The sequence below is a fragment of the Actinacidiphila cocklensis genome, assembly GCF_907177275.1.
Lineage (GTDB): Bacteria > Actinomycetota > Actinomycetes > Streptomycetales > Streptomycetaceae > Actinacidiphila > Actinacidiphila cocklensis.
This window is the reverse complement of sequence record NZ_CAJSLV010000048.1, coordinates 63666-77653: the sequence shown is the minus strand read 5'-3', so window position 1 is coordinate 77653 and position 13988 is coordinate 63666. Positions and strand designations below refer to the sequence as shown.

At 72.3% G+C, this 13988-nt stretch carries 10 protein-coding genes; 6 read left to right on the top strand and 4 right to left on the bottom strand.

The window, feature by feature from the left end; translation table 11 throughout:
• Positions 1–84: 84 nt before the first annotated feature.
• Positions 85–1584: an MFS transporter gene (locus NFU81_RS11360; RefSeq protein WP_251488319.1), complete on the bottom strand. Its 1500-nt coding sequence runs from the start codon at positions 1582–1584 to the stop codon at positions 85–87.
• Positions 1585–1697: 113 nt separating this feature from the next.
• On the opposite strand from NFU81_RS11360, the gene NFU81_RS11355 reads away from it, so the two are divergent.
• Both NFU81_RS11355 and NFU81_RS11350 read left to right on the top strand, forming a co-directional pair.
• Positions 1698–2594 carry a helix-turn-helix transcriptional regulator gene (locus tag NFU81_RS11355; protein WP_251488317.1) on the top strand — a complete coding sequence of 299 codons (897 nt, stop codon included), beginning with the start codon at positions 1698–1700 and terminating at the stop codon, positions 2592–2594.
• Positions 2595–2624: 30 nt separating this feature from the next.
• Positions 2625–3227, top strand: a complete 603-nt coding sequence (locus tag NFU81_RS11350) for a TetR/AcrR family transcriptional regulator (protein WP_251488314.1) — start codon at positions 2625–2627, stop codon at positions 3225–3227.
• An 18-nt stretch (positions 3228–3245) separates the two neighbouring features.
• Here the strand turns inward: NFU81_RS11350 and NFU81_RS11345 are convergent, their stop codons facing one another.
• Positions 3246–3776 carry a MarR family winged helix-turn-helix transcriptional regulator gene (locus NFU81_RS11345; protein ID WP_251488313.1) on the bottom strand — a complete coding sequence of 177 codons (531 nt, stop codon included), beginning with the start codon at positions 3774–3776 and terminating at the stop codon, positions 3246–3248.
• Positions 3773–5191 carry an MFS transporter gene (locus NFU81_RS11340; RefSeq protein ID WP_251488310.1) on the bottom strand — a complete coding sequence of 473 codons (1419 nt, stop codon included), beginning with the start codon at positions 5189–5191 and terminating at the stop codon, positions 3773–3775. Before NFU81_RS11340 ends, NFU81_RS11345 begins: the two co-directional genes overlap by 4 nt.
• 121 nt (positions 5192–5312) lie before the next feature.
• On the opposite strand from NFU81_RS11340, the gene dusB reads away from it, so the two are divergent.
• Both dusB and ppdK read left to right on the top strand, forming a co-directional pair.
• Entirely contained in the window at positions 5313–6476 is a 1164-nt protein-coding gene (gene dusB / locus NFU81_RS11335) for a tRNA dihydrouridine synthase DusB (protein ID WP_251488308.1), read from the top strand.
• Positions 6477–7284: 808 nt separating this feature from the next.
• Positions 7285–10002, top strand: coding sequence for a pyruvate, phosphate dikinase (ppdK, locus tag NFU81_RS11330; protein WP_422665176.1), 2718 nt, complete (start codon positions 7285–7287; stop codon positions 10000–10002).
• A gap of 137 nt (positions 10003–10139) precedes the next feature.
• On the opposite strand, the gene NFU81_RS11325 is transcribed toward ppdK, so the two are convergent.
• On the bottom strand, positions 10140–11333 hold the full coding sequence (locus tag NFU81_RS11325) for a hypothetical protein (RefSeq protein WP_251488304.1): 1194 nt from the start codon (positions 11331–11333) through the stop codon (positions 10140–10142).
• A gap of 329 nt (positions 11334–11662) precedes the next feature.
• Here NFU81_RS11325 and NFU81_RS11320 point away from each other — a divergent pair, with 329 nt between their 5' ends.
• Together NFU81_RS11320 and NFU81_RS11315 are read left to right on the top strand one after the other, a co-directional pair.
• Positions 11663–12754, top strand: a complete 1092-nt coding sequence (locus tag NFU81_RS11320; RefSeq protein ID WP_251488301.1) for a LacI family DNA-binding transcriptional regulator — start codon at positions 11663–11665, stop codon at positions 12752–12754.
• 134 nt (positions 12755–12888) lie between these two features.
• Positions 12889–13986 carry an endo-1,4-beta-xylanase gene (locus NFU81_RS11315; protein WP_308208276.1) on the top strand — a complete coding sequence of 366 codons (1098 nt, stop codon included), beginning with the start codon at positions 12889–12891 and terminating at the stop codon, positions 13984–13986.
• Positions 13987–13988 lie beyond the last annotated feature (2 nt).

Genomic DNA, 13988 nt, shown 5'->3' with positions numbered 1-13988 from the left:
ACCAGCCACGGCCGGGGGAAAGGAGCGACGCCACCGCAAGGGGCAGTCACCGCAGCCCCCAGCTCGCCGCAGGCGCACGGCGGGTCAGACCACGGACTTCGGGAGCCGCAGGCTGAGCGTGGTGGTGAGGGCGCCGGCGGCGACCTGGGCGAGGAGCGCCCAGACGAGGGCGTCACGGAAGCCGACCGACGTGCTCAGCGTCAGGAAGAGCGTGCCCAGCGTCGCAACGCCCAGCGCGAGGCTGGACTGCTGCGTGGTCGCCATCGCACCGCTGCCGACCCCCGCCTGCGCCGAAGGCACCTCGCTGAGGACGATGCGGAAGACGACCGGCAGCACCAGGCCCTGCCCGAAGCCGATGACCGCCATGCTCGGCGCGAGGGCGAGGACGCCCACGTGGGGCCAGCCCCAGGAGAAGGTCGCGGCCAGGGCCACCAGGCCCACCGCCTGGATCAGCGTCCCGGCGGTGACGGTGCGGCGCCCGTGGCGGGCGACCATGCGCGGGCCGAGCAGCGAGGCCGCGAAGAACGCGGCGCACAGCGGCGCGAGCGCCGCACCCGCGGCGAGCGCACCGAGGTGCAGCCCGTCCTGCAGCGCCACCGCGAGCACGAACATGAAGCCGCCGAAGCCCAGGCAGAACGGCACGATGAGCAGCAGCCCGCTGCGCACGCTGTGGATGCGGACCAGCGACGGCGGCAGCAGCGGGTTCCCGCCGGTGCGCTCACCGTGCCGCTCGACAACGACGAAGGCGGCCGCGGCGAAGGGGGACAGCGCCAGCAGCACCCACGACCACAGCGGCCAGCCGGCCGCCCGGCCCTCGGTGAGCGGCAGCAGCAGGGTGATCAGGGTCAGTGCCAGCAGCACCGTGCCGGCCCGGTCGATCCGCGCCGGGTTCGCCGAGCGGGTCTCCGGTACCGACTTCAGGGCCAGCGCCAGCGCCACCGCGGCGACCGGCACGTTGACCAGGAAGATCGCCCGCCAGCCGCTGCCCGCGAGGTCCGCGGAGACCAGGACGCCGCCGAGCACCTGGCCGACGACGCTGGCGATGCCGGCCGTGGCGCCGTAGTAGCTGAGCGCCTTGCCGCGGCTGCTGCCGGAGGTCGCGGACTGGATGGTGGCCAGCGCCTGCGGCAGCAGCAGCGCGGAGGCCGCGCCCTGGGCGACCCTGGCCGCCACCAGGGTCCAGGCGGTCGGGGCGAGGCCGCAGGCAAGCGAGGTCGCGGCGAAGAGCCCGAGGCCCCACAGGAAGAGGTTGCGGCGGCCGAAGAGGTCGCCGAGCCGGCCGCCGAGCACCAGGAGGACGGCGTACGCGACGCCGTAGCCCGCGACCACCATCTCCAGCACCGCGGGACCCGCGTCGAGGTCGCGGTCGATGGTGGGCAGGGCCACGTTGACGATGAAGAAGTCCACCATCGGCAGGGCCGCACCGAGCAGCACGGTCAGCAGGCCGAGCGTGCTGAGCACCGGGCCGGCGGGCGAGGAGGACGGGGACTGGGACGGGGACTTCGGGGGAGCGGAAGGGGAAGGCGCCGCGATACGGGTCACGCGGGGCAGCACCTGCGCCCGGGAGGGAAGTGTCTGATCCATTCGGTCGTTCACATGGTCCACACTGGACCTGTGCCCAGGGTGGTACCAGAGAGGGTTTATCCAGGTATACCGAGCACCTGGCAACCGGCTGACGCGTCCGGCATCCTGGGAATATGAGCGCGACCGGCACCTCACCCACCGAAGCCTTCGACACCGACTCCGCCGCGAGCCGCCGGCACGAGCTGGCGTCGTTCCTGCGCAGCCGCCGCGAGCGCATCGCGCCCGAGCAGGTCGGGCTGCCGCCCGGCCGCAGGCGCCGCACCCCGGGGCTGCGCCGCGAGGAGGTCGCGCAGCTCGCCGCGGTCGGCGTGACCTGGTACACGTGGCTCGAACAGGCCCGGGACATCCAGGTGTCGAGCCAGGTCGCCGACGCCATCGCCCGCGCGCTGATGCTGGACCGCAACGAGCGCCGGCACCTGTTCACGCTGGCCGGCACCGCGGACCCGCATCCGCATCTGGACTGCCCCGTCATCTCGCCGGCGGTCCGCGGGATGCTGGACCAGCTGGAGCCGCTGCCGGCCGCGGTCTTCAACGGCCGCTTCGACATCATCGCGTACAACCGCACCTACGGCCGGCTGGTCTGCGACCTGGACACGCTGCCGGCCGAGGACCGCAACGTGATGTGGCTGGCCTTCACCGACCCGCGGTGGCGCGAGAGGATGCTCGACCGCGAGGAGAACACCCGGGTGATGGCGGCGAAGTTCCGCGCCTCGATGGCCAACCACCTTGCGGAGCCCGCCTGGAAGGAGCTGCTGCGGCGGCTCCAGCAGAATTCGCCGGAGTTCCGCGAGGCCTGGGAGCGGCACGAGGTGCTGCAGCCCGGCAGCCATGTGAAGCGCTATCTGAATCCCGAAGTGGGCCTGCTGGCCTTCGACTTCACGCATCTGTGGCTCGGCCCGCAGGACGGCCCGCGGATGACGACGTATTCACCGGTGGACGAGCTGACCAGGGATCGGCTGGAACGGCTGCACCGCATCGTGCGCGCCGAGCGGGAGCCGGTCGCGGTCTGATGCCCGCGGCCACGGCTTAAAATCGGGGTCATGACATCCACCCGCGCCAGGGGTCCAGGCCTGCGTGAGCTGACCCGCAGAACCGTCCGCGCCCAGATCGCGGAGCGGGCGATCGAGCTGTTCATCGCCCAGGGCTTCGAGGAGACCACGGTCGAGCAGATCGCCAGCGAGGTCGGAATGTCCGCGCGCAGCGTCTTCCGCTACTTCGACACCAAGGAGGACATGGTCGTCGGAAGCATGCAGGAGTCCGGCGCCAGGCTCGCCGGCGCGCTGGCCGACCGGCCCGCGGACGAGGAGCCGTGGCAGGCGCTGCGCGGTGCGCTCGCGGTGCTGCTGGCCGGGATATCCGAGGACCGGGAGGGCATGCTGGCCAGGGCGCGGATGTTCGCGAGCACCCCGTCGCTGCGGGCGGCCAGGCAGCAGAAGCACGCCCAGTGGCGGGAGTTGCTGCTGCCGGGGATGCTGGCCAGGCTGCACGACGGCCCCGAGGAGACCCGCGAACTGCGGGCGGCGGCCACCATCACCGCGCTGCTCGGCTGCCTCGACGTGTCGATCACCCACTGGTTGGCGGCGGGCGGCAAGGGCAGCCTCGACGACGTGCTGGACGTCGCGATCACCGCGGTGCGCGGGTGACGTCCTGCGGGGTGCGGTTCAGTCCTGGGGGTGCGCGGCCAGCGCCGAGGTGATCCGGTCCAGGTCCGCCAGGTCCGCCGCCGACAGCGCCAGCAGGGCGGGCGGCGGGTTGCGCAGGATCGCGTTGGCACGGGCGGCCGCGGCGAGGCCCGCCTCGGTGGCAGACACGATCTTGCAGCGCCGGTCGGTGGGGTGCTGCCTGCGCTCCACCAGGCCGCGCTTCTCCAGGTCGTCCACCACCAGGGTCAGGTAGGGGCGGTCCGAGGCCAGCTCCGCCGCCAGCTCGCCCATCTGGGACGGCCGCTTGGCGATCCTGCGCAGCGCCTTGGCCCGGAAGAAGCTCATGCCGAGGGCCTCGGCGACCTCCTTGCGGCGCTCGTTGCGCTCCAGCACGAGGGAGCGCAGGTTGCGCCACACGCGCTCGGCGGCTTCCTCGGCCACCTCGGCCACCTCGTCCCCGGATTCCCCCGGGGCCTCCACCGCTTCCCGGCCACGTGCCTGCTCGCCGTTCGCGGGCGCCGCCGTCTCCTGCCCTGCCGTCGTCGTCACACCTTCACCGCCATCCGGTTGCCCTCCGCCTCGGGGGTGAACAGCTGTTCCGCGGTACGTGCCGCCGTGGCCTTGGCCCACCGGCCGGTGGTGAGCGTACCCAGCACGAGCACCGCCGCACCACAGGCCGCGATGATCCACCAGGCCCCGTCGTGCAGCCCGGCGGCCAGCGCCGCGCCCAGCACCGCCACGCCCAGCGACTGGCCGACCTGCCGGCTGGTCGAGGCGACCGCCGCCGCCACGCCGGCCTGCGCACGCGGCATGCCGGACACCGCGGTGTTGGTGATGGGGGCGTTGACCAGGCCGAAGCCGATGCCGAAGAGCACGTAGGAGGTGAAGAGCAGCACGTTGGACGACTGGGCGTCGAGCGCTGCGAGGAGCACGCCGCTTGCCGTCATCGTGACTCCCGCCAGCACCAGCGGGATACGCGGCCCGCGGGTGCCGACCAGGCGGCCGGACAGCGGCGCGAAGACCAGCGCCATCGCGGCCATGGGCAGCATGTACAGGCCGGCGTCCAGGGCGGACAGGCCGCGCTCGTTCTGCAGGTAGAGCGTGTTGAGGAAGAGGAAGCCGCCGAGCGCGGCGAAGCCGCAGACCGCGATCACGGTGGCGCCGCTGAAGGGCACGCTGCGGAAGAACCGGGTGTCGATCAGCGGGTCGGTCCGCCGCTTCTCGTACGTCGCCAGGCCCACCGCGGCGAGCGCGGCCACCACGAAGCAGCCCACGATCTCCGGCGAGGTCCAGCCCGCGCCCGAGCCTTCGATGATGCCGTACGTCAGGGTGCCGAGCAGGGCGATGACCAGCAGCTGGCCGACCGGGTCCACCCGCCTGGCCCGCGGGGCGCGCGACTCGGGGACGAAGCGGGCGGTCAGCGCCAGCGCGGCGAGCCCGATCGGCAGGTTGATCCAGAAGATCGACCGCCAGCCCACCGACTGCACCAGGGCGCCGCCCACGATCGGCCCGGCCGCCATGCTGATGCCGACGACCCCGCCCCACACCCCGATCGCCCGGGCGCGCTCGCGCGGCTCGGAGAAGGTGTTGGTGATGATCGACATCGCCACCGGGTTGAGCATCGACCCGCCGACCGCCTGCACCATGCGGAACGCGATCAGCCACCCCAGGCTCGGGGCCAGGCTGCACAGCAGGGACCCGGCGGTGAAGAGCACGAGCCCGGTCTGGAAGACCTTCTTACGGCCGATGCGGTCGGCCGTCGACCCGGACAGCAGCAGCAGGGACGCGATGACCAGCAGATACGCGTCGATCGTCCACTGGAGTCCGGACACCGAGGCGTGGAAGTCCTTCTGCAGCGACGGCAGTGCGACGTTCAGGATCGTGTTGTCCAGGCTGACGATCAGCAGGCTCATACAGCAGATCGCCAGGATCAGGGTGCGGCGCCGTGCGGTCGTTTCCGACATGGATGGCGTGTCCAATGATTGTGCGAGTAGAACGATTATTATCGTACAACGATTATGCGAGCCGGCCCCCCGCGGGTGACCGTCTTCTGGCCACCGCCGCGGGTACGGGACAATGGACGGCATGACCGCTGACACCCTCCTGGCCCCGTCCCTGCCCGGGCTCCTGCGGATCGGCCCGCACACCGTGCAGCCGCCGGTCGTCCTCGCGCCGATGGCCGGGATCACCAACGCGCCCTTCCGCACGCTGTGCCGGGAGTTCAGCGGGGGCAAGGGCCTGTTCGTCAGCGAGATGATCACCACCCGCGCCCTGGTCGAGCGCAACGAGAAGACCATGCAGCTCATCCACTTCGACGCCAGCGAGACGCCGCGTTCGATCCAGCTCTACGGCGTCGACCCGGTGACCGTCGGCAAGGCCGTGCGGATGATCGTGGACGAGGACCTCGCCGACCACATCGACCTCAACTTCGGCTGCCCGGTGCCCAAGGTCACCCGCAAGGGCGGCGGCTCCGCGCTGCCGTACAAGCGCAACCTGCTGCGGGCGATCCTGCGCGAGGCGGTCGGCAACGCCGGGGACCTGCCGGTCACCATCAAGATGCGCAAGGGCATCGACGACGACCACCTGACGTACCTCGACGCCGGGCGGATCGCCGTCGAGGAGGGCGTCACCGCCGTCGCCCTGCACGGCCGCACCGCCGCCCAGCACTACGGCGGCACGGCCGACTGGGACGCCATCGCCCGGCTCAAGGAGCACGTCCCCGAGATCCCGGTCCTCGGCAACGGCGACATCTGGTGCGCGGAGGACGCGCTGCGGATGATGCGGGCCACCGGGTGCGACGGTGTGGTCGTCGGCCGCGGCTGCCTGGGGCGGCCCTGGCTCTTCGGCGACCTGGTCGCCGCCTTCGAGTCCCCCGGTTCGGCCCCCGCCGCCCCCGACTTCGGCCAGGTCGCGGCGGTCATGCGGCGGCACGCCGAACTGCTCGGGCTCTGGCTCGGCGACGAGACCCGCGGGGTCGTCGACTTCCGCAAGCACGTGCCCTGGTACACGAAGGGGTTCGCCGTCGGGTCCGAGACCCGCCGCGCCCTCGCGACGGCCTCGACCCTGGCGGAACTCGACGCCCACCTCGGCGGCCTGGACCAGACCCAGCCCTGGCCGGCCCACGCGGACGGGCCTCGCGGCCGTACGGCGGCGGGCAAGCGCGTTGTCCTGCCGGACGGGTGGCTGGGCGACCCCTACGACTGCGCCACCCCGTCGTCCGACGCCGAATCCGACACCTCGGGCGGCTGAACACCCGCCGGCCGCGGGGCTGAGCGGTTCCCCTCGGCCAGGGGGCGCCCTTCCGCGGGCCGCGGTGGCCTGGGGTTCCCCTTGCGCAAGGGCGCAACCACCAGGGGCGCGGGGAACTGCGCGCCCAACCGGCCACCGGCGGGTGGTCCGTCTCCGACAGGAACAGCCCCTTTGGGCCGGTGGCGACCCGCGGGCCGGTGGTGGGCTGGTCGCGCAGTTCCCCGCGCCCCTGGGGTGGTGGCGGTCTGTCCGCCACGCGGCGGTGCGTCGTGGCTGGTCGCGCAGTTCCGCCCCCAGAGCTTCGCCTGGGGGTACCCCCAGCGCCCCTGAAAAGACTCGCGCGCCCGGGAGCGCAGAGCACCGTCCTCGAAGGGCTCGCGCGCCCGGGAGGGCAAGCCCCCCGCCCCCGGGTGGGGGTGCCCGACGCGGGTGGGGTCGGGGCACGTCCGGGGGGTGAGACCCGGACGTGATTCGTACCACGCCTGATGCAGTACGCGCTCAAATGAGCGCGCATTCGAGCGCTCCACCTCTCGAATGCGTGGCACGCAGTGCCACCCGTCCACCCTGCACAGGGTCACACCAATGCTCACTCTCCGTGGACGGGGACGCCCCGAAGCCTCGCGGAGCGAGACCTTGGGTTCGAGCCGTGAACGCACGGCAAAGCCACGGCGGCGAGCCGAATGCATTCGATCCATCGGCAGACGGGCGGTTAAGACCGTGTGTCGTGGTGATGGATGCAGTGCGGAGCCTTGGAGATGGGTACGCTCCCCGCCGTCAGGGCAACCCGGTCGCGAGGAGTCGAGGCCCAGTGTCGGCACGGCAGCAGCAGCGGAAATTCGTCTACGACTTCACAGAGGGCAACAAGGACCTCAAGGACCTGCTCGGCGGGAAGGGTGCGAACCTCGCCGAGATGACCAACCTCGGGCTTCCGGTCCCTCCCGGATTCACCATCACCACCGAGGCCTGCAAGGAGTACCTGGAATCCGGCGCGGAGCCCGCCGCGCTGCGCGACGAGGTGAGTGCGCACCTCGACGCGCTGGAGCAGCGGATGGGCAAGCGGCTCGGCCAGGCCGACGACCCGCTGCTGGTGTCCGTGCGGTCGGGCGCGAAGTTCTCGATGCCCGGGATGATGGACACCGTCCTGAACATCGGCCTGTCCGACGCCTCGGTGGCCGGGCTCGCGGCCCAGGCGGACAACGAGCGGTTCGCGTGGGACTCCTACCGCCGCCTGGTGCAGATGTTCGGCAAGACCGTGATGGGCGTCGACGGCGACCGGTTCGAGGAGTCGCTGGAGGCCGCCAAGCAGGCCAAGGGCGCGGAGAGCGACCTCGGCCTCGACGCGGCCGACCTGAAGCAACTGGTCGAGGACTTCAAGCAGATCGTCGTCGAGCAGACCGGCCGGGAGTTCCCGCAGGAGCCGCGCGAGCAGATGGACCTCGCGGTGCGCGCGGTGTTCGAGTCGTGGAACACCGACCGGGCCAAGCTCTACCGCCGCCAGGAGCGTATCCCCGGTGACCTGGGCACCGCCGTCACCGTGTGCTCGATGGTCTTCGGCAACCTCGGCCCGGACTCCGGTACGGGCGTGGCCTTCACACGCGACCCGGCCAGCGGCGCGCAGGGCACGTACGGCGACTACCTGCAGAACGCGCAGGGCGAGGACGTCGTGGCCGGCATCCGCAACACCGTGCCGCTCGCCGACCTCGAAGGCATCGACAAGACGTCGTACGACCAGCTGACGACGATCATGGAGACGCTGGAGACGCACTACCGGGACCTGTGCGACATCGAGTTCACCATCGAGCGCGGGCACCTGTGGATGCTCCAGACCCGGGTCGGCAAGCGGACCGCGGCGGCGGCCTTCCGGATCGCCACCCAGCTGGTCGACCAGGGCCTGATCACCGAGGCCGAGGCCCTGCAGCGGGTCAACGGGGCGCAGCTCAGCCAGCTGATGTTCCCGCGGTTCGACGACACGGTCGCCGAGAGCGGCGAGGTCAGGCGGATCGGCTGGGGCATCGCCGCCTCGCCGGGTGCCGCGGTCGGCAAGGCGGTCTTCGACTCGTACACCGCCGTGAAGTGGTCGCGCTCGGGTGAGCAGGTGATCCTGATCCGCCGGGAGACCAACCCCGACGACCTCAACGGCATGATCGCCGCCGAGGGCATCCTCACCTCGCGCGGCGGCAAGACCTCGCACGCGGCCGTCGTGGCCCGCGGCATGGGCAAGACGTGCGTGTGCGGGGCCGAGGAGCTGGAGGTCGACACCAAGCGGCGCAGGCTGACCGCGCCCGGTGGCGTGGTGATAGAGGAGGGCGACCTCATCTCGATCGACGGCTCCACCGGCAAGGTCTACCTGGGCGAGGTGCCCGTGGTGCCGTCGCCGGTGGTCGAGTACTTCGAGGGCCGGATGCACGCGGGTGCCGACGAGGCCGACGGCCTGGTGCAGGCCGTGCACCGGGTGATGGCGTACGCCGACCGGGTCCGCAGGCTGCAGGTACGCGCCAACGCGGACAACGCCGAGGACGCCGCGCGCGCCCGCCGCTTCGGGGCGCAGGGCATCGGCCTGTGCCGTACCGAGCACATGTTCCTCGGCGAGCGCCGCGAGATGGTCGAGCGGCTGATCCTGGCCGACACCGACGCCGAGCGGGACGAGGCGCTGGGCGCGCTGCTGCCGCTGCAGAAGGCCGACTTCATCGAGCTGTTCGAGGCGATGGACGGGCTGCCGGTGACCGTACGGCTGCTGGACCCGCCGCTGCACGAGTTCCTGCCCGACATCACCGAGCTGTCGGTGCGGGTCGCGCTCGCGGAGTCCCGCGAGGACGCCAACGAGAACGACCTGCGGCTGCTCCAGGCGGTCCACAAGCTGCACGAGCAGAACCCGATGCTGGGCCTGCGCGGGGTGCGCCTGGGCCTGGTCATCCCCGGCCTGTTCGCGATGCAGGTACGGGCCATCGCCGAGGCCGCCGCCCACCGCAAGGCCGCCAAGTGCGACCCGCGGGCCGAGATCATGATCCCGCTGGTCGGCACCGTCCAGGAGCTGGAGATCGTCCGCGACGAGGCCGACCGGGTCATCAGCGAGGTCGAGGCCGCCACCGGTACCCGGCTGCGGCTGGCCATCGGCACGATGATCGAGCTGCCGCGGGCCGCCCTGACCGCGGGCCAGATCGCCGAGGCCGCCGAGTTCTTCTCCTTCGGCACCAACGACCTCACCCAGACCGTCTGGGGCTTCTCCCGCGACGACGTCGAGGCGTCCTTCTTCACCGCCTACCTGGAGAAGGGCATCTTCGGGGTGTCGCCCTTCGAGACCATCGACAAGGACGGCGTCGGCGCGCTGGTACGCAGCGCCGCGGCCGCGGGCCGCGCCACCCGTCCCGACCTCAAGCTCGGCATCTGCGGCGAGCACGGCGGCGACCCGGAGTCCGTCCACTTCTTCCACGACGTCGGCCTGGACTACGTCTCGTGCTCGCCCTTCCGCATCCCCGTCGCCCGCCTGGAGGCCGGCCGGGCCGCCGCCCGCACCTCCTCCCCCTGACCGCCTGACCGGGCCGGCCCGGTCCACCGCCGGCGGCCCCTTGCCCTGGGGGCCGAAACCCTCACCGACCGGTGGACCCCGACCGGCCTTCCCCACCGGGGGCGGCGCTTCGTGCGGAAGCGCCGCCCCCGGCTGTTTCATGGAAGGGTCAGTGGCTGCTGCGACGACGCAGCCGGGCCGAGGCCAGGGTGGCGCCGCCGCCCAGCAGGAGCGCGCCGCCCGCGAGGCCGGCGGTGGTCGCCGAGCTGCCGGCGCCGGTCTCGGCGAGCTGCGCGGCGGGGGCCGGTGCCGGGGGGGGTGGTCGTGGCGGTCGCGGTGGGCGTGGCGGGAGCCGACGCCGTGGCCGTGGGGGTCGGGGTCGGGTCCAGGGCGTTCGTGACGTTCAGCCACGTCGAGTCGTCGCAGAACGTGGTGCCGTCGAAGGCCGGCGTGCCGGGCCGCTCGTTGACGATGACGCAGCCCTCCAGCCGTGCGCGGGCCACCGGCGCGTCGGCACGCCAGGCGACACGGACCCGGGTGGTGGACGAGCTGTCCGGGGCGACCGTGGAGTTCGGGCCGGCGAGGTAGAAGCCCTGGGCGAAGTAGTCCGCGTCCGGGTTGGTCACCGCCGGGACGGTGGTCCACTTGTCGCCCTTGAGCACCTGCACGGACGTGTACTTGTCGGTGAAGAGCACGTACGAGAGGTTCGTGTACTTCGACTTGGTGGTGTTGGTGAGCTTCGCGCCGAACTCGATCGGGGCGCCGCCCGGGGACGCGTACAGCGGCACCTCCACGAAGGAATGTGCCGGCGGTGTGACCTTGATCGTGTGCGTGTCGTCGACGTCCGCGATCAGTTCCCCTTCGGGGATCAGCGACGAGTTCAGCGTGATGTGGTCGGTGCCGCCGTTGGTGTCCCCGTGGTGCGGGGTGCCCATCGGCATGCCGATCCGCAGGTGGACGGTCTGCGTGGTGCCCGGCGCGACGGAGAAGGTCTCGGTCGTCCGGCCGTAGAACTCGCCGTAGTTGGCGTTGTACGTCAGGTCGAGCGGCTCCCACTTGCCGTTGGCGGCGAGGTAGTCCAGGGTCATGCTGTCGGCGGACACCCCGCTGCCGGTCTCCGCCGCGAAGTGCAGGTATTCGGGCACGAAGGTCGTGCCGGTGTTGCCGAACGTCTCGGTGAACTCGACGGGCCCCCCGGCGAAGCCGATCTCCGTCGGAGCGTCCACCGACAAGGTCATCTGCCGCGTGTCGTCGATGGCCAGGGCCGACGGCGCGAGGGCCAGGGCGGCGCCCGACATGACGAGTGCGACGGCCGATGCGCGCAGGGCGCGGCGGTACATGGTGCGGTTCAACGGATCCCCCCAAGGATGCGTGATGCGGCCGGGCCTGTCGGGCCGGCCGGCGAAGTGACAGCGGGTCTTCTTCAGCCGAAGTCCGTGTCGCAAGGAGAGACAGGGGAGCCCGCCAAGTAGTTGTCCTCGAAAATGTCTTGGATCCGTAACAGACCGCGGGGAGCGGGCGTTGGGGCGCGGGCGGGTGCCGGGCGGCCCGCGGGCGGGTGCCGGCCGATCTGGTTTCCGAATATTTCGATAGCGTAACCGAATCTTTTTATGCTCCAGGAAGAGAATCGACACCGCTGGGACGCGGACGGACGTCACCTCGCCGGGCTACGATCGCTGCCATGAGTGCCACGATTCCCCAGCCTTCGCACGATGACCAGTCGGGAACCATCGGCGAGGGCACGGCGACGCTCGCCGAGATCGCCCGGGCCGCCGGGGTCTCGGCTCCGACTGTTTCGAAAGTGCTCAACGGCCGCGGTGACGTGGCCCCCGCCACCCGCAGCCGGGTCGAGGACCTGCTGCGCCGGCACGGCTACCAGCGCCGCCGCGGGAGTATGCAGCCCGCTCCGCTGCTCGACCTGGTCTTCCACGAGCTGGAGAACTCCTGGGCGATGGAGGTGATCAGGGGCGTCGAGCGGGTGGCCGGGCAGGAGGGTCTGAGTGTGGTGCTGTCGGAGTCCGCGGGCCGCCTCACCCCGGGCCAGACCTGGGTGGACGGGGTGCTCGCCCGCCGGCCGACCGGCGTCATCCTGGTGCTGTCCGGACTCGACCCGGCGCAGCGGGCGCAGCTGATCAGCCGCGACATACCGTTCGTGGTGCTCGACCCGGCCGGCGACCCGGGCGAGGACGTGCCCGCGATCGGCGCGACCAACTGGCAGGGCGGCCTCGCCGCCACCCGCCACCTGCTGGACCTCGGCCACACCAGGATCGCCGTCATCGGCGGCCCCGCGCGGATGATGTGCAGCAGGGCCAGGATCGACGGATACCGGGCCGCCCTGGAGACCGCGGGGGTGCGCTTCGACCCGGATCTGGTGGTCGCGGGCGACTTCAACCACGAGACGGGCTACACGGCCGGGCTGGAGCTGCTGCGCAGGCCCGACCGCCCCACGGCCGTCTTCACCGGCGATGATCTCCAGGCGCTCGGCCTCTACGAGGCGGCCCGCGAGCTGGGCCTGTCGATCCCGCGCGACCTGAGCGTGGTCGGCTTCGACGACCTGCCGCTCGCCACCTGGATCAGCCCGCCGCTGACCACCGTGCGGCAGCCGCTGACGGAGATGGCGGAGGCGGCCGCGCGGCTGGTGCTCGACCTGAGCCGCGGCCGGGAGCCCAGCACGCTGCGGGTGGACCTGGCGACCAGGCTGGTGGAGCGCAGCAGCACGGCGCCGCCGGCCGCCGCCGCCCAGGCCGCCGCCGGGGACTCCGCGGACGCGTGACGCACGGTCCGGCCGCGCAGATCGGGAAGAAGGCCGAAACATTCGGCGGTTTCCCGGTCCGCGCGGCCGGCGTCGCCCGCCCGGGAGGCACGGGCGGCGCCTGATCCCTTCGCTGTGCAGAGAGGTGCCGGCCCATGCTGTCGAAGCGAGCCCTGGGAGTCGTCGCGGGAGGGTCGGCCGTGGCGCTGCTCGCCCTGGCCGCCGTGCTGGTGGCCCACCGGTCCTCCGGCGGCGGCCCGTCCGGCACCGCGGCGCAGGGCGCAAGGCCCACCGCCGCCACCGTCCCGCTGCGCGACCTGGCGGCCGCCCGGGGCATCCACCTGGGCACCGCGCTGGCCGCGACCCGGCTCACCGGCACCCCCGGGTCGATCGCCGCCCGGCAGTTCGACGCGGTCACCCCGGAGAACGAGATGAAGTGGGAGAGCGTCGAGCCCGAGCGCGGGACCTACGACTGGGCGGCGGGCGACGCGATCGTCGCGTTCGCGAAGGCGCACGGCATGCAGGTACGCGGTCACAACCTGGTGTGGCACAGCCAGCTGCCGGAGTGGCTGACCACCGGCGACTTCAGCGACGACGAGCTGCGGGCCGTGATGCTCAAGCACGTCACCGACGAGGTCACCCACTACAAGGGGCGGATCGCCGCCTGGGACGTCGTCAACGAGCCCTTCACGGACGACGGCGGCTACCGCGCCGGGCTCTGGTACCGCCGGCTCGGGGTCTCCTACATCGCGGACGCCTTCAGGGCCGCGCACGCCGCCGACCCGGCCGCGAAGCTGTACCTCAACGACTACGGCATCGAGGGCATCGGTCCGAAGAGCGACGCGATGTACGCACTGGCGACGTCGCTGAAGCAGCAGGGCGTGCCGATCGACGGGGTCGGCTTCCAGGCGCACTTCGCCCTCGGCCGCGTGCCCGCCGACTTCCGGGCGAACCTGCAGCGCTTCGCCGGCCTCGGCCTGGACGTGGCCGTCACCGAGCTCGACGTACGGATGCCGACCCCGCCCGACGCCGCCTCGCTGCGGCAGCAGGCCGACGACTACGACGCGGTGCTGCGCGCCTGCCTGGCCGTCGCCCGCTGCCGCGGCGTCACCGTCTGGGGCTTCAGCGACGCCACCTCATGGGTGCCCGGCGCCTTCCACGGCCAGGGCGCCGCCACCCCCTACGACGCGCACTACCGGCCCAAGCCCGCGTACGACGCCATCGCGGCGGCGCTCCTGGCCGGCCGCGGCTGACC